We start from the raw sequence: 25,352 nt of genomic DNA, 5'->3' as shown, positions 1-25,352 counted from the left end.
GCCGCCAGCGCGGCCCCCGTCGGGGCTCTCAGGCCGGCTCGATGAACCCCTGCTCCACCAGCAGCCTGATCTGCGCCGGTGTGCGGTCGCGCAGCAACACCGGGTCTTCGCGCACCAGTTGGGCGATCGCGTCCAGGATGCGGCCCGCGCTCAGCGAACCGTCGCAGACGCCCGCGAAACCCGCGCCGACCGTGTCCACCTGGGTGGCCCGCCGCATGCCGCGGTGCTGGCGCAGCACGACGTGCTCCGGGTCCTCGGCGCCTGGCAGCCCGACCTGCTCCTGCACGACCTCGTCGGCGAGCCTGAAGTGCGCTTCCAGCAGCGCCGCGTCGTCGTGCGCCCGCAGATAGTCGAGACGGCCGAAGTGCGCCCGCACCGTGTCGCCCAGCGGCTGCTCGACCGGGTGCGGCCACTCCTCCACGGTGATCGAGGGCACCGCGGCACCCGTCCTGCGCAGGGTGATCCAGCCGAACCCGACGGCCCTCACCTTGCGTGCCTCGAACTCGTCCAGCCACGCGTCGTACCGTGCCTGGTACTCGGCCGGGTCCCCGCGGTGGTCGCCGGCGTCCCTGAGCCACAGCTCGGCGTACTGCGTGACGTCCTGCACCTCGCGCTGCACGATCCAGGCGTCGCACCCGCGCGGCACCCACGACCGGAGCCTGTCCTGCCAGTCCTCCCCCTCGACGTGCTGCCAGTTGGCGAGGAACTGCGCGAACCCGCCCTCGTTCAGCCGCTCCCCCGCCCCCTGAACGATCGAGCGGCACAGATCGTCCCCGCCCATCCCGCCGTCGCGGTACGTCAGCCGCGCGCCCGGCGAGATCACGAAGGGCGGGTTGGACACGATCAGGTCGTACTTCTCGTCCTCGCGCACCGGCTCGAAGAGGGAGCCCTCGCGCAGGTCGGCCGCGGGGGCGCCGGACAGGGCCAGCGTCAGCCCGGTGATGTGCAACGCGCGCGGGTTGAGATCCGTCGCCGTCACGCGTGTGGCGTGCTGCGCGGCGTGCAGTGCCTGGATGCCGGAGCCGGTGCCGAGGTCGAGGGCGGCGGAGACGGGCCCCCGGACGGTGATGCCCGCAAGGGTCGTGGACGCGCCGCCGACGCCGAGGACCACGCCCTCCTCATTGCTGCCGATCCCGCCGGCCCCGCCGACCGCACAGCCCAGGTCGGACACGATGAACCAGTCCTCGCCGCCGGGTCCGCCGTACGGCCGTACATCCACGGTCGCCGCGACCTCGTCCCCGCCGGCCCGCACCAGCCAGCCGCTCTCCAGGCACGCGTCGACCGGCAGAACACCCGCCACGCGCGCGTGCGGCACCGGCTGCTGCAACAGGAACAGCCGAACGAGCACCTCCAGCGGCGTGTCCCCGCGGGTCGCCCTGAGTGCGGGCACGGTCTCGCTGCGGGCCAGTGCCGCGTACGCGGGGGCGCCGAGCAGGTCGAGCAGCCCGTCGGCGGTGAAGGACGCCCCGAGCAGGGCGTCCCGCAGCCGGGCGGTGACGCCGGTACGGCCGGAAGCGGGAGTGGCGGGCAGGGCAGGCAGGCTGGAGGTACTCACACCCCCATTGTGGCGGGGACGAGGGGTCCGCTGCAGCTCCGGCTCAGCTCGCCGTCGCGCCGGAGGACGCCGGGGCGGACGCCGACTTGCAGCTGTCCTGCTTGGCCATCGCCTTGCCGACGTCGCCCTCCTCAAGGTTCTTCAGGGCGTCGTTGCCGCTCGTGCTCAGCTTGTCCAGCGAGGTCGCGATGTCCTTGAGACCGTCGGCGAACTTCGCCTGGTCCTTGGTGTCGAGCTTGTCGACCTGCGTCTTCAGCGAGGCGTACGAGGCGGCGATGTCGTTGAGCTCCTTGACCGCGTCCGTCTGCTTCTTCTCACCGTTGTCGACATTGGGCGCCCCGGCCTTCTGCACGGCGCCGCCGATCGCCTTGTAGGCGTCGGACATGTCCTGGAAGGCCTGCGCATCGGTCTTGCGGACCTCTTCCGGCGTGCTGTTGTCCGAGGTCTCCTTCTGGATCGCGGCATTGGCGGCCTCGATCTTCTTGGCCTGCGGCTGCACCGCGTCGCAGACCTGCTTGGCCCAGGCGTCCAGCTTGTCGTTGCCGTTGTCGCTGCTGCATCCCGACAGCGCCAGTACCAGTACCGCACCGCCGGACAGTGCGGCCGCGAGCTTCTTGTTCACCGGATTGGTCCCTTCCATGGCTCTCGGCCCCGGAACATACACGCCAACCGGGCGACAACCGCATTCGGAAGGTTCGCTAAGAGACCTTTTAGAACCATTTGCACCAGGCGAGAGAAGCCTCACGATGCGGCTGTGACCGCACGACGCGGGCGGGCGACGCGTCAATACGCGCCGCCCGCCCGTCTCTTGAGCCGAGCCTCGTAAGACCGCCTACGAAACCACCGCGGGATCCGTCGACTTGGCCACCCGATCGGCGTTGCCTTCGTCGCCCACGGCGATCCCTCGCCGCTTGGAGACGTAGACCGCCCCGGCGATGACGAGCAGGGCGAGGACCGCGATCGTGATCCGCACCCCGAGGTTCTTGTCGTCGCCGTAGCTGAACTTGATGATCGCGGGCGCGATGAGCAGCGACACCAGGTTCATCACCTTCAGCAGCGGGTTGATCGCGGGACCGGCGGTGTCCTTGAAGGGATCGCCGACCGTGTCGCCGATCACCGTGGCGGCATGGGCCTCACTGCCCTTGCCTCCGTGGTGACCGTCCTCGACCAGCTTCTTGGCGTTGTCCCAGGCACCACCGGAGTTGGCGAGGAACACCGCCATCAGCGTGCCCGTGCCGATCGCGCCGGCCAGGAACGCTCCGAGCGCGCCGACACCGAGCGTGAACCCGATGGCGATGGGAGCCAGGACCGCCAGCAGACCTGGCGTCGTGAGCTCCCGCAGCGCGTCCTTGGTACAGATGTCGACGACGCGCCCGTACTCGGGCTTCTCGGTGTAGTTCATGATCCCGGGGTGCTCACGGAACTGCCGCCGCACCTCGTAGACCACGGCACCCGCCGACCGCGACACCGCGTTGATCGCCAGCCCCGAGAAGAGGAAGACGACCGCCGCGCCCGCAATGAGGCCGACGAGGTTGTTGGGCTGCGAGATGTCCATCATCAGGTTCAACGGCGCGCCTGCTCCGGACAGCTTCTCGCCCACGTCGTGCGCGCCGGTGGTGATCGCGTCACGGTACGACCCGAACAGCGCCGACGCCGCCAGGACGGCGGTGGCGATGGCGATGCCCTTCGTGATCGCCTTGGTGGTGTTGCCGACCGCGTCCAGGTTGGTGAGCACCTGCGCGCCCGCCCCCTCGACGTCGCCGGACATCTCGGCGATGCCCTGCGCGTTGTCGGAGACCGGTCCGAAGGTGTCCATCGCGACGATCACGCCGACGGTGGTGAGCAGGCCGGTACCGGCCAGCGCCACCGCGAACAGCGCGAGCATGATCGACGTGCCGCCGAGCAGGAACGCCCCGTAGACACCGAGGCCGATCAGCAGCGCGGTGTAGACCGCGGACTCCAGACCGACCGAGATACCGGCGAGGACGACGGTGGCCGGGCCGGTCAGCGAGCTCTTGCCGATGTCCATGACGGGACGCCGGTTGGTCTCGGTGAAGTAGCCGGTCAGCTGCTGGATGACGGCGGCCAGCAGGATGCCGATCGCCACCGCGACGACCGCGAGAATCCGCGGGTCGCCGTCCTTGGCCTTGATGGCGGCATCGGTGACGCCGTCGAGGTCCGAGTACTTCGCCGGCAGATAGACGAAGACGGCCGCCGCGACCAGTACGAGCGAGATCACCGCGGAGATGAAGAAGCCACGGTTGATCGCGGACATGCCACTGCGGTCGGACCGGCGCGGAGCAACCGCGAAGATGCCGATCATGGCGGTGAGCACGCCGATCGCGGGCACGAGCAGCGGGAAGGCGAGTCCGGCGTCACCGAAGGCCGCCTTGCCGAGGATCAGCGCGGCGACCAGCGTCACGGCGTACGACTCGAAGAGGTCGGCCGCCATGCCCGCGCAGTCGCCCACGTTGTCGCCCACGTTGTCGGCGATGGTCGCGGCATTGCGCGGATCGTCCTCCGGAATGCCCTGCTCGACCTTGCCGACCAGGTCGGCGCCGACGTCGGCGGCCTTGGTGAAGATTCCGCCGCCGACACGCATGAACATCGCGATCAGGGCGGCCCCGAGGCCGAAGCCTTCGAGCACTTTCGGCGCATCGGCCGCGTACACCAGCACCACACAGGAGGCGCCCAGCAGACCGAGCCCCACTGTGAACATGCCGACGACGCCGCCCGTACGGAAAGCGATCTTCATGGCTTTGTGCGAAACGGCGGTGAGATCCTTTTCAGGCTCACCCTCCGCGGGAGTCGCTTCCCGGGCCGCCGCGGCGACACGGACATTACTGCGCACGGCGAGCCACATGCCGATATAGCCGGTGGCCGCCGAGAACGCCGCACCGATCAAAAAGAAGATCGATCGTCCGGCGCGCTGATTCCAGTCGTCCGCTGGCAGCAACATGAGCAGGAAGAACACGACCACGGCGAACACGCCGAGCGTGCGCAGCTGCCGGGCCAGGTAGGCGTTCGCTCCTTCCTGGACCGCTGCCGCGATCTCCTTCATGCTGTCGGTGCCCTCGCCCGCCGCGAGCACCTGGCGCACCAGGATGCCTGCGACCACGAGTGCGGCCAGTGCGACGACGCCGATGACCATCACGATGATCCGGTTGTCGTCCGTGAGTACTGCCGCTGCGAGGGTTGTGGGGTGATCCAACTGATGAGGGGTAGAAAGCCCCGCCATTCGTCCTCCTTGACGCTTGGGCTGAGCTCAAGATGTGGACGGATTCTAGGTACCCCGCACCTGATCAAAACAGAGCCCGGTAAACGGAATTAGCCTTCACATGCTCTTCAGCAAATGATCGACGTCACGCTACAGAACCCGAAAGAGGTAACGCCTCAAAGGCATTGACGCCGCATTGATGCTTGATCAAATTATCAAACACTGATCGTGAATTCATTCACGAATTCGCGGGAACATCCGGAAAAACACCAAGGGGCCCTGCTCAGCAGGGCCCCGGGATGTCGTACGAGGGTGCGGTCAGGTGAGCACCGCGGTGGGTGGCGTGGTCGGCCAGGTCATACGGATCTGCCCGCCGTGCTCCCCGGCGGTGACCTCGACGTCGTCGACGAGCCCGCTGATGACCGCGAGGCCCATCTCGTCCTCCTCGGTCTCGATGTCCTCGCCCGCCGAGCCCGGCGCCCGGTCTCCGGGGGCCGAACGGGGTGCCTCGTCACCGACCTCGATGGAGAACTGCTTCTCCTCCTCGACCAGCTGCACCTTCACCGGCGCCGTGATGCCGGCGCTCTGGTGCAGTCCGACGGCACGGGTACAGGCCTCGCCGACGGCGAGTCTCACCTCGTCGAGAACGGCCTCGTCCACTCCGGCCCTGCGCGCCACCGCTGCCGCCACCAGCCGGGCGGTCCTGACGTGCTCGGGCAGCGCGCTGAAGCGGAGTTCAACGGTGGCCATGCATCCCCCTCTGAACTACGGGCGTGCCGTCGGGGGACCGGGCGGCCGAAAGCCCCGGACCCCCACATGGAACTTCTTCCGTCCCGGGAGCGGTCAGGCCGCTCCCGGGGACGGTGATCAGTCGGTGGCCGCCACCGCTTCCTCGACCGAGGTGTGGATCGGGAACACCTTGGTGAGGCCGGTGATACGGAAGATCTTCAGAATGCGCTCCTGGTTGCAGACCAGGCGCAGCGAGCCCTCATGGGCACGCACCCGCTTCAGGCCGCCGACCAGCACGCCGAGCCCGGTGGAGTCGAGGAAGTCCACGCCCTCCATGTCGACGACGAGGTGGAAACTCCCGTCGTTCACCAGCTCGACCAACTGCTCGCGCAGCTTGGGCGCGGTATATACGTCGATTTCTCCACCGACCTCGACGACCGTACGATCGCCGACGGTACGGGTCGACAGGGACAGGTCCACGGATCCTCCAGCACCTTGCTAATCGAGCGGTCGTCCCTCGGGACACCTCGGCAGAGCCCCCGGAACGGTTCGCCAGCCGCGATGGCATTCAATCACTTACGGCAGGCGTGCACGACGCCTTGGTCCCATTGTCCGTCACGCCAGTGACACACTCGGTGCCGATGGCCAAGAATCACCGAACCGATCGACCCCCGGCGGACCCCGCTTCCCGGCCCGAACCAGGCACGATCCTGGGCCGGCTCGCCTCCGGGCCGAGCCGGGCTTCGCGCATCACTCATACGGAGCACTTGCCCCCGCGTGAGGGTCGCCATGCCGTGTGGCCGGACCGGATTCGTTCGGAGGTCGTCGCCGCGGTGCAGGCCGCAGGCGTCGAGCATCCCTGGACCCACCAGGCGCGCGCCGCGGAGCACGCCCTGGACGGCGAATCGGTGATCGTCGCCACGGGCACGGCGTCCGGCAAGTCCCTGGCCTACCTGGTTCCGGTCTTCTCGAAGCTCCTGGACGGCTCCGAGGCCCCGAACGGCCGCGGCGCCACCGCTCTCTACCTGGCCCCCACGAAAGCTCTTGCGGCCGATCAGTGCCGTTCTGTGAAGGAACTTTCACAATCTCTGGGAAATGCCGTCCGTCCTGCGGTGTACGACGGGGACACTCCGTTCGAGGAGCGCGAGTGGGTCCGCCAGTACGCCAACTACGTCCTGACCAACCCGGACATGCTGCACCGCGGCATACTCCCGTCCCACTCCCGCTGGTCCTCCTTCCTGAAGTCGCTGAAGTACGTCGTCATCGACGAGTGCCACACCTACCGCGGCGTCTTCGGCTCCCACGTCGCTCAGGTGCTGCGCCGTCTGCGCCGCCTGTGCGCGCGCTACGGCGCCTCCCCGGTCTTCCTCCTCGCCTCCGCCACGGCCGCCGAGCCCTCTGTCGCCGCACGTCGCCTGACCGGCCTCCCGGTGGTCGAGGTCGCCGACGACGCCTCCCCGCGCGGTGAACTGGTCTTCGCCCTCTGGGAGCCCCCGCTGACCGAGCTGCAGGGCGAGAAGGGCGCCCCCGTCCGCCGTACCGCCACCGCCGAGACGGCCGACCTGCTGACCGACCTCACCGTGCAGGGAGTCCGGTCGGTCGCCTTCGTCCGCTCGCGGCGCGGCGCCGAGCTGATCTCGGTGATCGCCCAGGAACGCCTCGCCGAGGTCGACCGCTCCCTCGCCCGGCGCGTCGCGGCCTATCGCGGCGGCTACCTCCCCGAGGAGCGCCGCGCCCTCGAACAGGCCCTGCACTCCGGGGAACTCCTCGGCCTCGCCGCCACCACCGCCCTCGAACTCGGCATCGACATCTCCGGGTTGGACGCCGTGGTGATCGCCGGGTATCCGGGCACACGCGCGTCCCTGTGGCAGCAGGCGGGCCGCGCCGGACGCTCCGGGCAGGGCGCGCTGGCCGTCCTGGTCGCCCGTGACGACCCCCTGGACACCTTCCTGGTCCACCACCCCGAGGCGCTGTTCGACCAGCCCGTGGAGTCCACGGTCCTCGACCCCGACAACCCGTACGTCCTGGCCCCGCACCTGTGCGCGGCCGCCGCGGAACTGCCCTTGACGGACGAGGACCTGGACCTGTTCGGCCCCGCCTGTGAGGAACTGCTCCCCCAGCTGGAGGCCGCGAAGCTGCTGCGCCGCCGGACGACGGCCTGGCACTGGACGCGCCGGGAGCGGGCCGCCGACCTGACCGACATCCGCGGCGGGGGCGGCCGGCCGGTGCAGATCGTCGAGTCCGGCACGGGCCGCCTGCTCGGCACGGTCGACGAGGGCGCCGCACACACGACCGTCCACGAGGGCGCGGTCCACCTCCACCAGGGCCGTACGTACGTCGTGCGCTCCCTGGACCTGGAGGACTCGGTGGCCCTGGTCGAACAGGCGAGTCCCTCGTACTCGACGGTCGCCCGCGACACGACGTCCATCTCCGTCCTGGAGACCGACACCGAGATCCCCTGGGGCGATGGCCGCCTGTGCTACGGCTCCGTCGAGGTCACCAACCAGGTGGTCTCCTTCCTGCGTCGTCGGCTCATCACCGGTGAAGTGCTCGGCGAGACAAAACTCGACCTCCCTCCTCGTACGCTGCGCACCCGCGCGGTGTGGTGGACGGTCACCGAGGACCAGTTGAACGAGGCCCGGATCAACCCGGAGATCCTCGGCGGTGCCCTGCACGCCGCCGAGCACGCCTCGATCGGCATGCTGCCCCTCTTCGCGACCTGCGACCGCTGGGACATCGGCGGGGTGTCGGTCCCGCTGCACCCCGACACCCTCCTGCCGACGGTCTTCGTCTACGACGGCCACCCGGGCGGCGCGGGATTCGCCGAGCGCGCCTTCCACACCGCCCGCGCCTGGCTCACCGCCACCCGTCAGGCCATCGCCTCCTGCGAGTGCGACGCCGGCTGCCCGTCCTGCATCCAGTCCCCCAAGTGCGGCAACGGCAACGAACCGCTGCACAAGAGGGGGGCGGTGCGGCTGCTCACGGTGCTGTTGCGGGCGGCTCCGCAGGAGAAGGCAGGGACGGAGCCTGTGGCGGGGACTCCGGAGGAACAGACCCGGGTGGAGCCTGTGGCGGAGGTGCCGTCTCCGGCCCCGCAGGCCCCGCCCGTGCCCTGACCTCCGCCGCGAACGGACCCCGTCCCGACGCCGCCGTCACGTCCGAGATCTCGCCGACGACCGCGCACCGCACCAGCCGCGCGCCCTGTGCCCGGGCGACCCGGTCGGCCCGGGCACAGGCCCCCGCAGCCCCGTCCGCCCAGTGATCGGCCGCCGCCAGCGCCGCGAGGTCCGCACCGCCGGCCGCACGGTGCCGGACCACGACGGCCTGCCCCAGGGCGAGCACGACGCCGAACACCACGCACAGCACGGCGATCGCACCGACGTTCCAGACGGTGGCGGAACCGCGGTCGCCGTCCCGGCCGGGGGCCCACCGGCGCCCCGGGAACCCGGTTGTGAACCGGCCTGTCACGGCCCCGCCCCCACTGTCTCCTCCGTGGCAGCCACGGCCTGCTCCCGCACCTCGAAGGGCAGACCGTGGAGGACGGGAGGCTTCGCCGCGACGACCACTCGGACCTGATCCCCCTCCCGGTCGACCGTGACCTCCGCACCGCGCGGGGCAGCCTCGCGGGTCACCGCGACCACCGAGTCGGCCGGGTCCTGGCGGGCCGCCGCACGCGCCCCCGTCCGTGCCGCGTCCACACACTGGATCTGCGCGGCCACGACCAGCAGCCCCCACACCAGCGCCATCGCGAACATCGCCAGCACGGGCAGCACCACGGCCGACTCCGCCGTCACGAACCCCCGGTCCGTGCCCCTCTCACATCCGCTGTCACATCCGCGCATCGAGCGCCTGCTTCACGATGCCTTGCAGCTCCGCGCTGACCTGCCCGCTCGTCACCACCTTGTAGAGGACCACCGCGAACGCCACCGCCGCCACGATCCCCATCGCGTACTCCGAGGTGACCATCCCCGCGTCGCCCTGCGCCGCTCGCGCCCCGCACACCAGGGCACGCAACCGCGCCCATACCGTCTTGCACATCTCAACCCCCGTAAGGCTCAGTTCCGTTGACCACTCGCGTCGAGGTCGGCTCCTTGCCGCTCGACATCGTCTGCCTGCTGCTCGGGCACCCTCCTGGTGCCGTCGGTCCGCACCACTCCCGTCATCCACCACCTCCTCCCAGCACTCCGCCCGCGAGCCCGATCACCACTGGCAGCACGCCGACCGCGATGAACGCGGGCAGGAAACACAGGCCCACCGGTGCGGTGACCATGACGGCCGCCCGCCGGGCTCGTGCCGTCGCGGCCCGGGCCCAGTCGGCGCGGACGTCCGCCGCGAGGCGCGCGACCGGTGTGGCGGCGGGCAGCCCGGACACGTCGGCCCGTTCCAGCAGCCGCGCCAGAGGTCCTGCGCCCGGCAGAGCGGCGAGCCTCCGCCAGGCCTCGGCCGGTTCGCCGCCCAGCCGCACCTCTGCCGCGCCGCGCGCCAACGCGTCCCCGACGGGACCGCCCAGCGCCTCGCCGACGGCCCGAGCCGCGACGACGGCCCCCGCACCGGCGGCGATGCAGGCGGCCACCAGGTCGGCGGAGAGCGGGAGTTGACGGGCCGCCTCACTCGCATCGTCGATCTCCGCGCCGCCGGCCGCCGCTTGCCGCGCACGCCACCGCCACAGCCCGCCCGCGACGACCAGCCCCACCAGGACGCCGGCGAGGCCGCCGACCAGAACCCAGCCGGCGCACACGACCCCGGCGGCGGGCAGCCACCGGCGCGCGGCATCCCTCACCTCGAAGCGTGGCGCGGTCCGCGTCACCTCGACGCCCGCCACAAGCCCGGCCAGCCGCTTGATCACCCTCCGCTCACGCCGTACCGCCTCCAGCCGGCGCAGCAGCCACCCGAGGACGAGCAACGCCCCCACGGTCACCCCCAGCCTGTGGACAACTTCCGCGCTCACACCGCCTCCGCTCCCCGCACGATCCGCATCGCCCACCACATCCCCAGGCCCTCCAACAACCCGCCGGCCAACAGGCAGCCGAGTCCCGCCCCGGTGTGCAGCAGCACATGGAGCGGGTGGGCCCCGAGGGCCGTACCGAGGCCGAGGCCCAGCGCCGGCAGCCCCGCGAGCATCACCGCCGTGGACCGTGCCCCCGCCAACTGGGCGCGCAGATCGGCGCGTTGATCCCGCTCCGCGCGCAACGCCTCTTCGAGCCGGTCGAGTCCGGCCGCGAGGCCCGCGCCCTGGTCCACGGCCACCCGCCAGCACGCCGCGAGGCCCAGGAGTCCCTCGGCGCCCGGTTGGCGCGCCGCCACCGCCAGCGCGCCCGGCACATCGCCGCCGAACCGCGCCGCCGCCAGCACCACGGCCTGCCCGCTCCCGAGCCCACCGGAATCCCGCGCGGCACGCAGCAGCGCCTCTCCCGGCTGCCGCCCGGCGCGCACCTCCCCGGTGAGCGCCCCGCACAGCGCGATCACCGCTTCCCCGCGGCTCTCCCGGGCCCGCCGGGCCTCACCGGCCAGCCGGACCCGCCGCAGCAAGGGCAACCCGGCCGCCCCCGCGACGACCGGCAGCACCGACGCACCCAGCATCGCCAGCACCACGCCGGCGAACAGCGCCCACCACTCGGACCGCAGCCGCCCGCGGATGCGCCGCAGCTTCCCGGCCACATCCCGCCAGGACGGCGGTCCGGTGCCGACCACCCCGCCGCCCGCGAGCAACAGCTGTGCCCGGCGCGCCCCGGAATGCCACCCGCCCGTCAGCAGGGCCGCCGCACCGGCACACACCACGGCCGCCCCCATCGCCGTCTCACCCATCCCCGTCACCGCTCCCTCTCGCTCCCGGCCCCGCTTCTGGTCCCGCTACTGCTCTCGCTCCGAAGCAGCCCCCGCAGCCGCTCCCACCCCCGCTCGTACGCGAACGCCTCCGCGCCCCACCGCAGCGCAGGCACCGTCCGCACCAGCCCCGACTGATCCCGCTCCAGGACGTGCACCTCGGCGATCCGGCGCCGCCCGGTCCGGTCCCGCACGAGATGCAGAACCACCGACAGCGCCGCCGCCAACTGGCTGTGCAGCGCGGCCCGGTCAAGCCCGGCCGCCGTGCCGAGCGCCTCCAGCCGGGCCGGTACGTCGGCGGCGGCATTGGCGTGCACGGTGCCGCAGCCCCCCTCGTGGCCGGTGTTCAACGCGGCCAGCAGATGCACCACTTCGGGCCCGCGCACCTCGCCCACGACCAGCCGGTCGGGCCGCATCCGCAGTGCCTGCCGCACGAGGTCCTGCAGCGTGACGAGTCCGGCGCCCTCCTGGTTGGCGGGTCTGGTCTCGAGGCGGACGACGTGCGGATGGTCCGGCCGCAGCTCCGCCGAGTCCTCGGCGAGCACGATCCGCTCGCCGCGTCCGACCAGTCCCAGCAACGCGCTCAACAACGTCGTCTTGCCGCTGCCCGTCCCGCCGCTGATGAGAAACGACAGCCGCGCGTCCAGCAGCGCGCGCAGCACGCGGTCCCCGCCCGGCGGCACCGTGCCCGCCGCGACCAGTTCGTCGAGGGTGAACGCCCGGGGACGTACGACGCGCAGCGACAGACATGTGCAGGCCACGGCCACCGGGGGCAGCACCGCATGAAGTCGCGTCCCGTCGGGCAGCCGGGCGTCGGCCCACGGCCGCGCGTCGTCGAGCCGCCGTCCGGCCACCGCGGCCAGGCGCTGCGCGAGACGTCGTACGGCAGCGGCGTCCGGGAAGGAGACCGAGGTCAGCTCCAGTCCGCCGCCCCGGTCCACCCAGACCCGGTCCGGGGCCGTCACCAGCACGTCGGTGACCGACGGATCGGCGAGCAGCGGTTCCAGTGGACCGCTGCCGACCAGTTCGGACCGCAACTGCTCGGCCGCACCGAGGACTTCGGCGTCCCCCAGGACCCGCCCCTGCTCCCTCAGCGCCTGCGCCACGCGCGCGGGTGTCGGCTCGGCCCCGCTCTCGACGAGCCACTGCCGTACGCCGTCCAGGAGCCCCTGCGACGGGCCCGGACCGGCCGTCGCGGTGGCCGCGATGCCACTCGACCTCCACGGCGCCGGCGATGCGCCCGAACCGCCGCTCATGCGCCACCCGTTTCGACCAGCGCCCGCTCCCAGAACTCCTTGCAGAAGCGCGCCAGGGGCCCGCGGCCGCCGGCAGCGGGCGGTGCCTTGCTCTCCCCCGGGCGCAGCAGCCCCGTCTCCACGGGCAGTTCGCCGGCCAGCGGCAGTCCGAGCAGCCGGGCCACCTCGCGGTCGTCGAGCCCGGGCGCGTACGGACCCCGTACCGCGACCCGCAGGTCGCGCAGGACCATGCCGACGGCGGACGCCACCCGCCCGGCCGCGGCCACGGCGCGCAGTTCGCCGGGGACCACCAGGAGCCCGACGTCGAGCTGGGCAAGGGCCTCGGCGACCCCGTCGTCGACACGGCGCGGCAGGTCGACGACCACGGTGCCGCCGCGTCGCCGGGCCGCGGCGAGCACCGCCCGTACGGCCTGAGCCGGGACGGCGATGCGGTCACCCCGGTCCCAGCTGAGCACCCGCAGTGAGTGGAGCTGCGGCAGCGACTCCTCCAGGGCGCCGCCGCCGACCCGCCCGCGGGAGGCGGCGAAGGCGGGCCAGCGCAGCCCCTCGGCGCTCTCGCCGCCGAGGAGTACATCCAGTCCGCCGCCCAGTGGATCGGCGTCCACGAGCAGGGTGCGCAGTCCCTCGCGCGCGGAGGTGACGGCGAGGGCGCAGGCGAGTGTGGACGCTCCGGCCCCGCCGCGGCCCCCGATGACGCCCACGGTGAGGGCGGGCCGGCCCACGCCCTCGGCCACGTCCGCGATCCGGTCGACCAGCCACTGTTCGCCGTCGGGCAGCATCAGCACGTGGTCGGCGCCGATCTCGACGGCCCGGCGCCAGACCCCGGAGTCATCCTGGTCGCGGCCGACCAGCACCACTCCTCGTCTGCGTGCGGCCCCGCGCACGCGCCGTGCCGCGTCGTCGCCGACCAGGACGAGCGGTGCAGCCTCCCAGCCTCCCGCACGCTGCGGAACCGAGTGGTGGACCTCGGGCGTCGCGCCCGCCGCGGCGCACAGGCGCAACAGGTCGTCGAGCAACTCGACGTCCTCCGTGACGATCAGTGGTCCGGCCTGCCGCCCCGAGGCGGCGGGTGGTGGTTCGTGTGTGACGGCTCCGGTCACGGGTTCCATCCCCCATCGCTGCATCTCTCGCGCAGCCCCTGCGGCCACGCGATTCCCAAACGTGTGAAGAACCGGCAAGCGGTCTCCATATGAACGGCCGATACGAACCGGCCGACCCGCCCGACAAACCGGAACCGGTCATGAACTCGGCGCGAGCGGGACGCGTTTGAATCACGGTGCAGCGATCCCGGAAATCGTGTGGATCTTGGTCGATAACTGTGGACAACTCGGCGGTTGTGAATATCGCCGTCACCCACACCGGTGACGCCCTCGAGGACCTCGGCGTGGCTTCCCCAGAGCACCCCGGCGGCTACGCACAGTGACGGATCACGGGCATGCCGAAGAGGCGGCCGCAGCCGCCTCGCAACGGCCGTACAGCCGCATGAAAAAAAGAAAAACCCACCCGGACATGCGACGACCCCCACCGGGGGGGAGAGTGGGGGTCGCCTTCACGGCCGACTCGGGGGGGGAGGAGCCGGACCGCGTTAGCACGGTCGCGAACGATCCGTGACTTCCATGGTGTACCCGAGAGCCTTCTCAGGCAAACCCACGCGCCACACCTTACGCCGAATGGGCTGCGCCTATGCTCGGGGTCGTGGAAAACCACTCCTCGCCCCGCACAGCTGCCTTCTTTGACCTGGACAAGACGGTCATTGCGAAGTCGAGCACGCTCACGTTCAGCAAGTCGTTCTACCAAGGCGGGCTGATCAACCGCCGCGCCGCCTTGCGTACCGCATATGCCCAGTTCGTCTTCCTCGTCGGCGGCATGGACCACGACCAGATGGAGCGGACGCGCAAGTACCTCTCGCAGCTCGTCCGTGGCTGGAACGTCCAGCAGGTCAAGGAGATCGTCGCCGAGACCCTGCACGACCTGATCGACCCGATCATCTACGACGAGGCCGCCTCCCTCATCGAGGAGCACCACACCGCCGGCCGCGACGTCGTCATCGTGTCGACGTCGGGCGCCGAGGTCGTGGAGCCGATCGGCGAGCTGCTCGGCGCGGACCGCGTGGTGGCGACGCGCATGGTCGTCGGCGAGGACGGCTGCTTCACCGGCGAGGTGGCGTACTACGCGTACGGCCCGACGAAGGCGGAGGCGGTCAAGGAACTGGCCCGGTCCGAGGGATACGACCTCGACCGCTGCTACGCCTACAGCGACTCGGCGACCGATCTGCCGATGCTGCAGGAGGTCGGTCATCCGCACGCCGTGAACCCGGACCGCACGCTGCGCCGCGAGGCACTCGCGCGCGGGTGGCCGATTCTCGATTTCCACCGGCCGGTCCGGCTCAAGCAGCGGATCCCGACATTCTCCGTACCGCCCCGTCCGGCACTCGTCGCGGCCGCCGCAATAGGCGCCGCGGCCGCCACCGCGGGTCTGGTCTGGTACACGAGTCGACGCCGGTCGGCGGTCGCCTGAACTGCCGGTTCACCGACTGTCCGACCTCGTTCGATATACCGGCGCCCGTTTGTAACCTATTTGAGACTAAAAGTAAAGAAGCACAGCCAGGGGTTCCGCTTGCTTCGGTCCTGGAGTACAAAGGGGTTAACGGCCCGCGAGACCAAGGACATCCGAAAGGATCACCTTAATAACGCATTTGGCCCACGGACCGAGCATGGACATCGAGCACCCACGCGACGTCGACCCGTCGATTACGGGCCAGCCGCACCAGGTGACGGGCAACGTTCCCGGCCTGATGGGCAATACATCGAGGACGCTTGGTAACCCGGTGAACATGCCAGCGGCGGTACGAATCCTCGTACCGCCGCAACCCTTTTCCCCGGCCTCTTACGCCGCCCCGCGCTGCAGCGCCTCGCACACGGCCGTCGACTCCCGAGCGCCCAGCTCGACCGCCCTGCCGCAGTGGGCGATCCAGGCGGACATGCCCTCCGGAGTACCGGAGACGTATCCGTCCAGCGCCGCCAGATAGGCCGCGCGCCCCAGCTCGGCGTGGCCGACCTCGGCGGCGCACACGGACTTCGGGTCGAGGCCGCTGCCCACCAGGACGATGCGTTCGGCGGTGCGCGCGACGAGGCCGTTGCGGGACGTGAAGGGGCGCAGCGCGAGGAGTTCGCCGTGGACGACCGCGGCCGTCACCAGGGCGGGCGCCGAACTGCCCGTGATGACCAGCTCGGACAGGCCCTCCAACCGGCCGTGCACCTCGTCGGCGCCCGGCAGCGGCAGTTCGATGAGCGGCTCGTCGACCGGCTCGCCCGCCTGTCGCGGCCGTCCCACCTCGTCCTCGGTGCCCGCCGCGGCCACCAGGTGCAGTCGCGCCAGCACCCTCAGCGGCGACTGTCGCCAGATGGAGAGTAGTTGGCCCGCCTCGGCGGTCAGCCTCAGGGCCGCTCCCACCACGCGCGCGTCGTCGTCACCGCTGAAGTCGGTGCGCCGGCGCACCTCTTCGAGGGCCCAGTCGGCACCGGACAGCGCCGCGGACCCGCGGGCGCCACGCAGCGCCGCCTCGGAGGTGATCTCGTTGCTGCGGCGCCGCATGACCCGGTGTCCGTAGACCCGGTCCACGGCCTTGCGCACGGACTCCACGGACTCGGTCACACCGGGCAGCGAGCCCAGGGCCGCGAGCGGATCAGCGGACGCGCCTGTCGTACTCATGAGTACGACCCTAGCCACCTCGGGCGCGTGCCCCACGTTTGAGTGGTCTTCTTCACTCCTGATGTCACATACAGCTATCAACTCACTACCCTTGGTGAACATGAAAATTGCTTTCGTCGGGAAGGGCGGCAGCGGCAAGACGACCGTGTCCTCCCTGTTCATCCGCCATCTCGCGGCCACCGGTGCGCCGGTCATCGCGGTCGACGCGGACATCAACCAGCATCTGGGGGCCGCGCTCGGCCTGGACGAGGCGGAGGCCGCCGCGCTGCCCGCGATGGGCGACCGGCTGTCACTGATCAAGAACCACCTGCGCGGCTCGAACCCGCGCATCGCCTCCGCCGAGACGATGATCAAGACGACCCCGCCCGGCGAGGGCTCGCGGCTGCTGCGGGTGTGCGAGGACAACCCGGTCTACGAGGCCTGCGCCCGGCCGGTGGAACTCGACGGCGGTGCCGTCCGTTTGATGGTCACCGGCCCCTTCACCGACGCCGACCTGGGGGTCGCCTGCTACCACTCCAAGACGGGAGCGGTGGAGCTGTGCCTGAACCACCTGGTGGACGGGCGCGGGGAGTACGTCGTGGTGGACATGACGGCGGGCTCCGACGCCTTCGCCTCCGGCATGTTCACCCGCTTCGACATCACCTTCCTCGTCGCCGAGCCGACGCGGAAGGGGGTTTCCGTCTACCGCCAGTACAAGGAGTACGCCCGTGACTTCGGCGTCGTGCTCAAGGTCGTCGGGAACAAGGTGCAGGGCCGGGACGACCTCGACTTCCTCCGCGCCGAGGTCGGGGACGACCTGCTCGTGACCGTCGGGCACTCGGACTGGGTGCGCGCCATGGAGAAGGGCCGCCCGCGCCGGTTCGAGCTCCTGGAGGACACCAACCGCCGTGCCCTGCGCACCCTGGAGGTCGCCGTGGACGCGACGTACGAGCTGCGCGACCGGGAGCGCTACATGCGCCAGATGGTGCACTTCCACCTGAAGAACGCGGACGCGTGGGGCAACGCGCGCACCGGGGCCGACCTGGCGGCGCAGGTCGACCCCGGGTTCGTGCTCGGTGAGGGCGTCACCGCCTCCCTGTGACGGTCACTGCTTGACCGCCGGCGCCCCGGGCGCACCCTTCGGGGCCGGGGCGGGGCGGCCGGCCAGCAAGGACGCCCAGCCCTGCTTCGGGGCCACGCCGACGTTCAGGGTGCGCAGCTTCGCCAGGGTCTGCGGGTCCTGGGCGTCCAGCCAGTCGGCGAGCTGGTGGAAGGACACGCAGCGCACCTCGGGCTTGTTGCAGACGTTCTCGACGACCTCGTCGATGGCCCGCATGTAGGTGCCGCCGTTCCAGGACTCGAAGTGGTTGCCGATGATCAGCGGCGCCCGGTTGCCCTCGTAGGCCCGGCGAAAGCCCTTGAGCAGGCCGTCGCGCATCTGGTCGCCCCAGTAGTCGTACTTGTCGGGGTCGCCCTGGGTCTGGGTGCCGGACTGGTTGACCATGAAGTTGTAGTCCATGGTGAGCTGCTCGTAGGAGTGCCCGGGGAAGGGCACGAGCTGCATGGACAGGTCCCAGAGGCCTTCCTTCTTCTTCGGCCAGAGCTGTTCGTTGACCCCGCTGGTGTCGTAGCGGAAGCCCATCTGGCTCGCGGCCCGCATGAAGTTCTTCTGGCCTTCGAGGCAGGGTGTCCGCGCGCCGATGAGCTCCTTGTCGTAGTCGAAGGGCAGTGAAGCCGCCTTCTTCATGTCGGCGTTGGTCTTCCAGCTCTTCACGAACTGCTTGGCCTGATTGATCTCGCTCTTCCACTCGGCGACCGACCACTCGCCGACTCCACCGTTCTTGCCGCAGAAGTGGCCGTTGAAGTGGGTGCCGATCTCGTTGCCCTCCAGCCAGGCGAGGCGTAGCTGCTTGACGGTGTCGGCGATGCCCTTCTCGTCGTTGAAGCCGATGTCGGAGCGGCCCGGCGAGTGCTGCGGGGGCTTGTAGAGGTCGCGCTTCTCCTGCGGCAGCATGTACACGCCGCTGAGGAAGTACGTCATCGTCGCGTGGTTGGCCTTGGAGAGCTTGCGGAAGTGGGAGAACAGCTTCTGGCTGTCCTCGCCCGCGCCGTCCCAGGAGAAGACGACGAACTGCGGTGGCTTCTGGCCGGGTCGCAGACGCTCGGGTCTCGGCAGGTGCGGCTGCGCTCCGGTGTACGAGGTGGAGCCGTCGCCGATCAGCCGGACCGCACTTCCCGGCGCCTGGACCGGCCGGGCTTTCGGCGGTCCGGGAGAACCTGCCTTGGGACCGTTGGATCCGATCGCGCAGCCGGCGACCGATGCGGCACAGGCCACGGCGATCACTGCGCCCGCGGCGATTCTGTGGGTGGCGGCCATGTTCCGCTCACCTTCTTCCTTCTCTCAGGCCAACGCCGATGAGGGCGTTTTCTGGTGGTGTGCCGGGCAGGCCCGACAGCGCCGCCAAGGTCGCACGGGGCCGAGAAGGAATTAGTACGACAAGCCGATGAAATGACCGCTTCACTCATTGGAGTGAGTCATTGCCTCATTTGCCAGAAAAGTCTATGCCTGGCCTTTACTCTGAATTACGATTCGTTTACCGAGCGTTGATTCATCCCGCCGCTGCACGCCGTGACCCACGGCCGCGACCCGCCCCCGTCCATCGACGGGACGACCTGATCCGCGACCGCGCTGCCCCGGAGGAGACGGGAACCATGTCGGCTTGTGCCCCCACCCGCGCCACCAACTCGACCCGGACCGAGAGCGTCCACCAGCCCCACAGTCCACCCCCGGCCCCGCACCGCCGCTTCCGCGTCGCGGGAGTCGATGTGTCGGCCTCGATCGCGGTTTTCCTGATCGCCCTCCCCCTGTCCCTGGGCATCGCCCTCGCCACCGGCGCCCCGCTCCAGGCCGGACTGGTCGCCGCCGCGGTCGGCGGACTGGTCGCCGGACGGATCGGCGGCTGTCCACTCCAGGTCAGCGGGCCCGCCGCGGGCCTCACTGTCGTCACCGCCGACCTCATCCACCGCTACGGCTGGCGTACGACCTGTGCCATCACGGTCCTCGCCGGCCTCGCACAACTGGGCCTCGGCTGCCTGCGCGTGGCCCGGACCGCGCTCGCCGTCAGCCCCGCCATCGTGCACGGCATGCTCGCCGGCATCGGCGTCACCATCGCCGTGGCCCAGCTGCACATCGTCCTCGGCGGCACCCCGCAGAGTTCCGTCCTGGACAACCTCCGGGCGCTGCCCGCCCAGTTGGTGAACCTGCATCCCGCCGCGGTGACCGTCAGCGTGCTGACCCTGACCCTGCTGCTGCTCTGGCCGCGGATCCCCGGTCGGGCGGGGCGCATGCTGAGAAAGATCCCGGCCGCGCTGGTCGCCGTGGCCGGCTCCACCGCGGCCGCCTCGCTCGCCGGGCTGAGCCTGGCCAAGGTCGACCTGCCGTCGTGGAGCAGCCATGCCCTGGCCGGACTCCCCGAGGGCCCCGTCCTCGGCCTGATCGCGGCCGTGCTCACCACCACGCTGGTATGCAGCGTGCAGTCGCTGCTCGGTGCGGTCGCCGTGGACAAGTTGGCCGCCGCGCGGCCAGGCCTGACCGCCCGTGTGGGCCGCGCCGACCTGGACCGCGAACTGCTCGGACAGGGCGCCGCCAACATCGTCTCCGGGGCGCTCGGCGGACTGCCGGTCGCCGGAGTGGCCGTGAGAAGTTCGGCGAACGTGAACGCGGGTGCCGTGAGCCGGAACTCCACGATGCTGCACGGCGTTCTGGTAGTAGTCGCTGCGCTGCTGATGGTTCCGGTCCTGGAGTTCATCCCGCTCGCCTCGCTCGCCGCCCTGGTGATGGCCGTCGGCATCCAGATGGTGTCCCTGCACCACATCCGCACGGTGACCCGCCACCGGGAAGTGCTGGTGTACACCGTCACCACGCTCGGCGTGGTGGCCCTCGGCGTCCTGGAGGGCGTGACCCTCGGGATCGCCGTGGCCGTCGCCGTCGCCATGCAGCGCCTCGCCCGCACCCGCATCACGCACGAAGAGAAGGAAGGAGTCCATCATGTACGCGTCCGCGGCCAGTTGACGTTCCTCGCGGTGCCGCGGCTCAGCCGGGCCCTGCATCTCGTACCCCAAGGCACCCCCGCCGTGGTGGAGTTGGACGGCTCCTTCATGGACCACGCGGCGTACGAGTCACTGCAGGACTGGCAGAACACGCACACGACACAGGGCGGCTCCGTCGAGCTGACCGGCCGCAGACCCGGTGCCCGCAGCAGCGAGCCCGTGCCGCTCGCCGAAGGGCATGGCGAGTCCTCCGTCGGCTGCCTCTGCCGTCCCTGGACACCCTGGCGCAACCACCAGTGCGAACCGTCGCGATCCGCGGCGCCCGCGGACCACACCGGCGCGCCGGGCGAGCCGAGTGGGCCTAGCAGCCCCGGCGGACAGAGCGGCCGGAGCGCTCGGGACAACCGGAGCGGGCATCAACTCGCGCGCGGCATCAGTGCGTTCCAGCGCAACACCGCACCGCTCGTGCGGGGTGAGCTGGCGCGTCTGGCCAGGGAGGGGCAGCGGCCGTCCCAGCTCTTCCTCACCTGCGCCGACTCACGGCTCGTCACGTCGATGATCACCTCCAGTGGTCCCGGCGACCTGTTCGTGGTGCGCAACGTGGGCAACCTCGTTCCCCTGCCGGGCGAGGAGAGCGGCGACGACTCGGTGGCGGCGGCGATCGAGTACGCCGTGGATGTGCTGAAGGTGCGGTCGATCACCGTGTGCGGGCACTCCGGGTGCGGGGCCATGCAGACGCTGCTCACTACCGAACCGGACGGCCCCCCGACGCCGCTCAGGCGGTGGCTGCGGCACGGGCTGCCCAGCCTGGAGCGCATGACCGACGACGGCCGACCGTACGCACGGCTCGCGGGCAGGGCGCCGGCCGACGCGGTCGAGCAGCTCTGTCTGACCAACGTGGTCCAGCAGTTGGAGCACCTCCACGCCCATGAGTCGGTGTCCCGAGCCCTGCGGGAGGGTGCGCTGGAGCTGCACGGGATGTACTTCCACGTGGGCGAGGCACAGGCGTATCTGCTGACGGGGACGGATGGTGACGAGGTGTTCGACCACGTGGAGGCGGCCGGCCTGTCCGCCTGACCGGCACCGGCCTGTCCGCCTGACCGGCACCGGCCTGTCCGCCTGACCGGCACCGGCCTGTTTGCCTGACCGGCACCGGTCAGGCACGGGTGTGCGGCCGGATCGACACGGGCCGCGCACCCGGGATGCGTCCGGGGACGGGCCGCCGCCCCGGCATGCCTGTGCCACTAAAGTCGTGACAGGCTCCGCGCGGCGTCGGTGGACTGGGATGTGAGAGGCGTTACAAGTGCTGAACTCCGCCCCGTCGGCGTCCGTGGGTACGGATGACGCCGGGCGCCGCACCACCCCCACCGACAGGTCTAAACCAATTTTCCGTCGGCCCTTGTCACCGGCCCCCCGGGTCTGATGAGCTGTGGCCTGGGACACAACGGACACCCTGAGAAAGGGAGATGTCGTGAGCAACGAAAGCCTGGCCAACCTCTTGAAGGAGGAGCGACGCTTCGCGCCGCCGGCTGACCTCGCCGCGGGCGCCAACGTCACGGCGGAGGCGTACGAGCAGGCCAAGGCTGACCGGCTCGGCTTCTGGGCCGAGCAGGCACGTCGGCTGACCTGGGCCAAGGAGCCGACCGAGACGCTGGACTGGTCCAACCCGCCGTTCGCCAAGTGGTTCAAGGACGGCGAGCTCAACGTCGCGTACAACTGCGTGGACCGCCATGTCGAGGCGGGCAACGGCGACCGGGTCGCCATCCACTTCGAGGGAGAGCCCGGTGACAGCCGGGCGATCACCTATGCCGAGCTCAAGGACGAGGTGTCGAAAGCCGCCAACGCCCTGCTGGAGCTGGGTGTTCAGGCGGGCGACCGTGTCGCCGTCTACATGCCGATGATCCCGGAGACGGCGGTCGCGATGCTGGCCTGCGCCCGGATCGGCGCCGCGCACTCCGTCGTCTTCGGCGGCTTCTCGGCCGACGCCCTCGCCACCCGCATCCAGGACGCCGACGCCAAGGTCGTCATCACCACCGACGGCGGCTACCGTCGCGGCAAGCCGTCCGCGCTGAAGCCGGCCGTCGACGACGCCGTCGCGCGCGTGGACAACGTGAACCACGTCCTCGTCGTACGCCGTACCGGTCAGGAGGTCGCCTGGACCGAGGGCCGGGACGTGTGGTGGCACGAGATCGTCGAGCGGCAGTCGGCCGAGCACACGCCCGAGGCGTTCGATGCCGAGCACCCGCTGTTCATCCTGTACACGTCCGGTACGACGGGTAAGCCGAAGGGCATCCTGCACACCTCCGGCGGCTACCTCACGCAGACCGCGTACACGCACCACGCCGTCTTCGACCTCAAGCCGGAGACGGACGTCTACTGGTGCACGGCCGACGTCGGCTGGGTCACCGGGCACTCGTACATCGTCTACGGGCCGCTGGCCAACGGCGCGACCCAGGTCATGTACGAGGGCACGCCGGACACCCCGCACCAGGGCCGCTTCTGGGAGATCGTGCAGAAGTACGGGGTGACGATCCTGTACACGGCGCCGACCGCCATCCGTACGTTCATGAAGTGGGGCGACGACCTCCCCGCGAAGTTCGATCTCAGCAGCCTGCGGGTGCTGGGTTCCGTGGGTGAGCCGATCAACCCCGAGGCCTGGATCTGGTACCGCAAGCACATCGGCGGCGACCGGACCCCGATCGTCGACACCTGGTGGCAGACCGAGACCGGCGCGATGATGATCTCGCCGCTGCCGGGCGTCACCGAGACCAAGCCCGGTTCCGCGCAGACCCCGCTGCCCGGCATCTCCGCGACCGTCGTCGACGACGAGGCCAACGAGGTACCCCACGGCGGCGGTGGCTACTTGGTCCTCACCGAGCCGTGGCCGTCGATGCTGCGCACCATCTGGGGCGACGACCAGCGGTTCCTCGACACGTACTGGTCGCGCTTCGAGGGCAAGTACTTCGCCGGTGACGGGGCGAAGAAGGACGACGACGGGGACATCTGGCTCCTCGGGCGCGTCGACGACGTGATGCTCGTGTCCGGGCACAACATCTCGACGACGGAGGTGGAGTCGGCGCTGGTGTCCCACCCCTCGGTCGCCGAGGCTGCGGTCGTCGGCGCCGCGGACGAGACGACGGGCCAGGCGATCGTCGCCTTCGTCATCCTGCGCGGCACGGCGAACGCCGAGGACGAGAACCTCATCGCCGACCTGCGCAACCACGTGGGCGCAACCCTCGGCCCGATCGCCAAGCCGAAGCGGGTCCTTCCGGTCGCCGAGCTGCCCAAGACGCGCTCCGGCAAGATCATGCGTCGCCTGCTGCGGGACGTCGCCGAGAACCGCCAGCTCGGTGACGTGACCACGCTGACGGACTCGACGGTCATGGACCTGATCCAGGCGAAGCTGCCGGCGGCGCCGAGCGAGGACTGAGACCCCGCGGAGTCCCCGTCCAGAAAGGGGCGTCCGGCGCGAAGAGCGCAGGGCGCCCCTTTTAGGTAAACTAAGCAAAGCAACGTGACCCTCAAGGTGTGCCGGGAAGTCTGGTCGGCAAGCAGTACAGCCCTGCCCACCGACCGGAGGTCTCCCCGTGAGCGCGCCCCGCACCACCCGCAAAGTTCTCGGACGGCTCTCCCTGCCCGAGCGGACCTTCGTCGCGGACGCGCTGCGCACCGAGACCGTCGGCGGTGTACTGCTTCTCGTCGCCGCGATCGCGGCGCTGATCTGGGCGAACATTCCCGCGCTGCACGACAGCTACGAGAGCGTCAGCCACTTCCACCTCGGCCCCGAGGCCATCGGCCTGAACCTGTCGGTCGAGCACTGGGCCGCCGACGGACTGCTCGCCGTCTTCTTCTTCGTCGCCGGCATCGAGCTCAAGCGCGAACTGGTCGCCGGGGACCTGCGGGACCCCCGGGCAGCCGCACTGCCGGTGGTCGCCGCCCTGTGCGGCATGGCCGTACCGGCGCTCGTCTACACCCTCACCAACATCACCGGCAATGGCTCGCTCCAGGGCTGGGCGGTGCCCACGGCCACCGACATCGCCTTCGCCCTGGCGGTCCTCGCGGTCATCGGTACGTCCCTGCCCAGCGCCCTGCGCGCCTTCCTCCTCACCCTGGCCGTCGTCGACGACCTCTTCGCGATCCTGATCATCGCGGTCTTCTTCACCAGTTCCATCGACTTCGCCGCGCTGGGCGGCGCCGCCGTGGGCCTGGCGGTCTTCTGGCTGCTGCTGCGGAAGGGCGTACGCGGGTGGTACGTGTACGTCCCGCTCGCGCTCGTGATCTGGGCGCTGATGTACAACAGCGGGGTCCACGCCACCATCGCGGGTGTGGCCATGGGCCTGATGCTGCGCTGTCACCGCCTGGAGGGCGAGGCGCACTCCCCCGGCGAGCACGTCGAGCATCTCGTACGGCCCCTGTCGGCAGGTCTCGCCGTACCGCTTTTCGCGCTGTTCAGCGCCGGTGTGACGGTGTCCGGCGGTGCGCTCGGGGACGTGTTCGCCAAGCCGGAGACGCTGGGGATCGTCCTCGGGCTCGTCGTCGGCAAGACGCTCGGGATCTTCGGCGGTACGTGGCTGACGGCCCGTTTCACCCGGGCGTCGCTGAGCGAGGACGTCGCGTGGGCGGACGTGTTCGCGGTGGCGACGCTGGCCGGCATCGGCTTCACCGTGTCGCTGCTGATCGGCGAGCTCGCCTTCGACGGCAACGCCGTACTGACGGACGAGGCCAAGGCAGCCGTACTGATCGGCTCCCTCGTCGCGGCGACCCTGGCCACGGTGCTGCTGAAGATGCGGAACGCCAAGTACCGCCGGCTGTGCGAGGACGAGGAGCGCGACGAGGACCTCGACGGCATCCCGGACATCTACGAGCAGGACGACCCGGCGTACCACCTGCGGATGGCGGCCATCTACGAGAAGAAGGCCGCCGAGCACCGCCGGATCGCCGAGGAGAAGGCCGCGGAGCGACGCGCGCTTGCCGAAGTACCGGGCGGGGCAGGCGAGGACAACGGCCGTCCGGCATGATCTGACGGGACGGT

The 25,352-nt window shown here is 70.7% G+C and carries 19 protein-coding genes and 1 pseudogene; 6 read left to right on the top strand and 14 right to left on the bottom strand.

Annotation, left to right across the window (positions count from 1 at the left end; genetic code table 11):
• Window positions 1–28: 28 nt before the first annotated feature.
• The 5 genes from OOK07_RS23870 to bldG all read right to left on the bottom strand — a co-directional run bounded on the left by OOK07_RS23870 (window position 29) and on the right by bldG (window position 5,981).
• Window positions 29–1,555 carry a DUF7059 domain-containing protein gene (locus OOK07_RS23870; protein WP_266682811.1) on the bottom strand — a complete coding sequence of 509 codons (1,527 nt, stop codon included), beginning with the start codon at window positions 1,553–1,555 and terminating at the stop codon, window positions 29–31.
• Window positions 1,556–1,598: 43 nt separating this feature from the next.
• Complete coding sequence (locus tag OOK07_RS23865) at window positions 1,599–2,195, bottom strand: small secreted protein (RefSeq protein WP_266682810.1); 597 nt, start codon at window positions 2,193–2,195, stop codon at window positions 1,599–1,601.
• A 192-nt stretch (window positions 2,196–2,387) separates the two neighbouring features.
• Window positions 2,388–4,793 (bottom strand): sodium-translocating pyrophosphatase, encoded by a 2,406-nt coding sequence (locus tag OOK07_RS23860; protein WP_266798352.1) that lies wholly within the window; start codon window positions 4,791–4,793, stop codon window positions 2,388–2,390.
• A 297-nt stretch (window positions 4,794–5,090) separates the two neighbouring features.
• Window positions 5,091–5,522 carry an ATP-binding protein gene (locus tag OOK07_RS23855; RefSeq protein ID WP_266682808.1) on the bottom strand — a complete coding sequence of 144 codons (432 nt, stop codon included), beginning with the start codon at window positions 5,520–5,522 and terminating at the stop codon, window positions 5,091–5,093.
• A gap of 117 nt (window positions 5,523–5,639) precedes the next feature.
• Entirely contained in the window at window positions 5,640–5,981 is a 342-nt protein-coding gene (bldG, locus tag OOK07_RS23850) for an anti-sigma factor antagonist BldG (RefSeq protein ID WP_003975386.1), read from the bottom strand.
• A 161-nt stretch (window positions 5,982–6,142) separates the two neighbouring features.
• Here bldG and sftH point away from each other — a divergent pair, with 161 nt between their 5' ends.
• Window positions 6,143–8,617, top strand: coding sequence for a DNA 3'-5' helicase SftH (gene sftH, locus OOK07_RS23845; RefSeq protein ID WP_266682807.1), 2,475 nt, complete (start codon window positions 6,143–6,145; stop codon window positions 8,615–8,617).
• 40 nt (window positions 8,618–8,657) lie between these two features.
• Here sftH and OOK07_RS43310 read toward each other — a convergent pair.
• The 7 genes and pseudogenes from OOK07_RS43310 to ssd form a co-directional block, all read right to left on the bottom strand.
• Window positions 8,658–8,969, bottom strand: a pseudogene (locus OOK07_RS43310) (Rv3654c family TadE-like protein); the annotation flags it as partial.
• Window positions 8,966–9,343 (bottom strand): TadE family type IV pilus minor pilin, encoded by a 378-nt coding sequence (locus OOK07_RS23835; protein ID WP_266798350.1) that lies wholly within the window; start codon window positions 9,341–9,343, stop codon window positions 8,966–8,968. The gene OOK07_RS23835 and the pseudogene OOK07_RS43310, both read right to left, overlap by 4 nt.
• The gene (locus OOK07_RS23830) at window positions 9,330–9,539 is read right to left on the bottom strand and encodes a DUF4244 domain-containing protein (RefSeq protein WP_266682805.1); all 210 of its coding nucleotides are present in this window, start codon (window positions 9,537–9,539) and stop codon (window positions 9,330–9,332) included. Before OOK07_RS23830 ends, OOK07_RS23835 begins: the two co-directional genes overlap by 14 nt.
• Window positions 9,540–9,660: 121 nt before the next feature.
• A complete protein-coding gene (locus OOK07_RS23825) occupies window positions 9,661–10,449 on the bottom strand; it encodes a type II secretion system F family protein (RefSeq protein WP_266682804.1) in 789 nt (262 codons plus the stop codon).
• Window positions 10,446–11,306: a type II secretion system F family protein gene (locus tag OOK07_RS23820; RefSeq protein WP_266798348.1), complete on the bottom strand. Its 861-nt coding sequence runs from the start codon at window positions 11,304–11,306 to the stop codon at window positions 10,446–10,448. Before OOK07_RS23820 ends, OOK07_RS23825 begins: the two co-directional genes overlap by 4 nt.
• A 5-nt stretch (window positions 11,307–11,311) precedes the next feature.
• Complete coding sequence (locus tag OOK07_RS23815) at window positions 11,312–12,580, bottom strand: TadA family conjugal transfer-associated ATPase (RefSeq protein ID WP_266798346.1); 1,269 nt, start codon at window positions 12,578–12,580, stop codon at window positions 11,312–11,314.
• Window positions 12,577–13,689, bottom strand: a complete 1,113-nt coding sequence (gene ssd, locus OOK07_RS23810) for a septum site-determining protein Ssd (RefSeq protein ID WP_266798345.1) — start codon at window positions 13,687–13,689, stop codon at window positions 12,577–12,579. Before ssd ends, OOK07_RS23815 begins: the two co-directional genes overlap by 4 nt.
• A gap of 574 nt (window positions 13,690–14,263) precedes the next feature.
• Here ssd and OOK07_RS23805 point away from each other — a divergent pair.
• Entirely contained in the window at window positions 14,264–15,097 is an 834-nt protein-coding gene (locus tag OOK07_RS23805; RefSeq protein ID WP_266682800.1) for an HAD family hydrolase, read from the top strand.
• 369 nt (window positions 15,098–15,466) lie between these two features.
• On the opposite strand, the gene OOK07_RS23800 is transcribed toward OOK07_RS23805, so the two are convergent.
• Window positions 15,467–16,291, bottom strand: a complete 825-nt coding sequence (locus OOK07_RS23800; RefSeq protein ID WP_266798343.1) for a Fic family protein — start codon at window positions 16,289–16,291, stop codon at window positions 15,467–15,469.
• Window positions 16,292–16,391: 100 nt separating this feature from the next.
• On the opposite strand from OOK07_RS23800, the gene OOK07_RS23795 reads away from it, so the two are divergent.
• On the top strand, window positions 16,392–17,372 hold the full coding sequence (locus tag OOK07_RS23795) for an ATP-binding protein (RefSeq protein WP_266798341.1): 981 nt from the start codon (window positions 16,392–16,394) through the stop codon (window positions 17,370–17,372).
• Between the two features lie 3 nt (window positions 17,373–17,375).
• On the opposite strand, the gene OOK07_RS23790 is transcribed toward OOK07_RS23795, so the two are convergent.
• Window positions 17,376–18,647 carry a polysaccharide deacetylase family protein gene (locus tag OOK07_RS23790; protein WP_266798339.1) on the bottom strand — a complete coding sequence of 424 codons (1,272 nt, stop codon included), beginning with the start codon at window positions 18,645–18,647 and terminating at the stop codon, window positions 17,376–17,378.
• 335 nt (window positions 18,648–18,982) lie between these two features.
• Between OOK07_RS23790 and OOK07_RS23785 the strand changes: the two genes are divergently transcribed.
• The 3 genes from OOK07_RS23785 (at window position 18,983) to nhaA (ending at window position 25,338) form a co-directional block, all read left to right on the top strand.
• Complete coding sequence (locus OOK07_RS23785; RefSeq protein WP_266798337.1) at window positions 18,983–21,397, top strand: SulP family inorganic anion transporter; 2,415 nt, start codon at window positions 18,983–18,985, stop codon at window positions 21,395–21,397.
• 394 nt (window positions 21,398–21,791) lie between these two features.
• A complete protein-coding gene (gene acs / locus OOK07_RS23780; RefSeq protein WP_266682795.1) occupies window positions 21,792–23,750 on the top strand; it encodes an acetate--CoA ligase in 1,959 nt (652 codons plus the stop codon).
• Window positions 23,751–23,907: 157 nt separating this feature from the next.
• The gene (nhaA, locus tag OOK07_RS23775; protein WP_266798335.1) at window positions 23,908–25,338 is read left to right on the top strand and encodes a Na+/H+ antiporter NhaA; all 1,431 of its coding nucleotides are present in this window, start codon (window positions 23,908–23,910) and stop codon (window positions 25,336–25,338) included.
• Window positions 25,339–25,352: the final 14 nt, after the last annotated feature.

Origin of the sequence: Streptomyces sp. NBC_00078 (assembly GCF_026343335.1) — a bacterium.
Taxonomy (GTDB): Bacteria; Actinomycetota; Actinomycetes; order Streptomycetales; family Streptomycetaceae; genus Streptomyces.
This window is presented reverse-complemented; position numbering and strand designations above follow the sequence as displayed.

What these genes read in the sequence shown, in the direction of transcription:
- OOK07_RS23865 (WP_266682810.1), bottom strand. Translation starts at nt 2,195, where the DNA reads ATGGAAGGGACCAATCCGGTGAACAAGAAGCTCGCGGCCGCACTGTCC.
- OOK07_RS23860 (WP_266798352.1), bottom strand. Translation starts at nt 4,793, where the DNA reads ATGGCGGGGCTTTCTACCCCTCATCAGTTGGATCACCCCACAACCCTC.
- OOK07_RS23855 (WP_266682808.1), bottom strand. Translation starts at nt 5,522, where the DNA reads ATGGCCACCGTTGAACTCCGCTTCAGCGCGCTGCCCGAGCACGTCAGG.
- sftH (WP_266682807.1), top strand. Translation starts at nt 6,143, where the DNA reads ATGGCCAAGAATCACCGAACCGATCGACCCCCGGCGGACCCCGCTTCC.
- OOK07_RS23835 (WP_266798350.1), bottom strand. Translation starts at nt 9,343, where the DNA reads ATGCGCGGATGTGACAGCGGATGTGAGAGGGGCACGGACCGGGGGTTC.
- OOK07_RS23830 (WP_266682805.1), bottom strand. Translation starts at nt 9,539, where the DNA reads ATGTGCAAGACGGTATGGGCGCGGTTGCGTGCCCTGGTGTGCGGGGCG.
- OOK07_RS23820 (WP_266798348.1), bottom strand. Translation starts at nt 11,306, where the DNA reads ATGGGTGAGACGGCGATGGGGGCGGCCGTGGTGTGTGCCGGTGCGGCG.
- OOK07_RS23815 (WP_266798346.1), bottom strand. Translation starts at nt 12,580, where the DNA reads ATGAGCGGCGGTTCGGGCGCATCGCCGGCGCCGTGGAGGTCGAGTGGC.
- ssd (WP_266798345.1), bottom strand. Translation starts at nt 13,689, where the DNA reads ATGGAACCCGTGACCGGAGCCGTCACACACGAACCACCACCCGCCGCC.
- OOK07_RS23805 (WP_266682800.1), top strand. Translation starts at nt 14,264, where the DNA reads ATGCTCGGGGTCGTGGAAAACCACTCCTCGCCCCGCACAGCTGCCTTC.
- OOK07_RS23800 (WP_266798343.1), bottom strand. Translation starts at nt 16,291, where the DNA reads ATGAGTACGACAGGCGCGTCCGCTGATCCGCTCGCGGCCCTGGGCTCG.
- OOK07_RS23795 (WP_266798341.1), top strand. Translation starts at nt 16,392, where the DNA reads ATGAAAATTGCTTTCGTCGGGAAGGGCGGCAGCGGCAAGACGACCGTG.
- OOK07_RS23790 (WP_266798339.1), bottom strand. Translation starts at nt 18,647, where the DNA reads ATGGCCGCCACCCACAGAATCGCCGCGGGCGCAGTGATCGCCGTGGCC.
- OOK07_RS23785 (WP_266798337.1), top strand. Translation starts at nt 18,983, where the DNA reads ATGTCGGCTTGTGCCCCCACCCGCGCCACCAACTCGACCCGGACCGAG.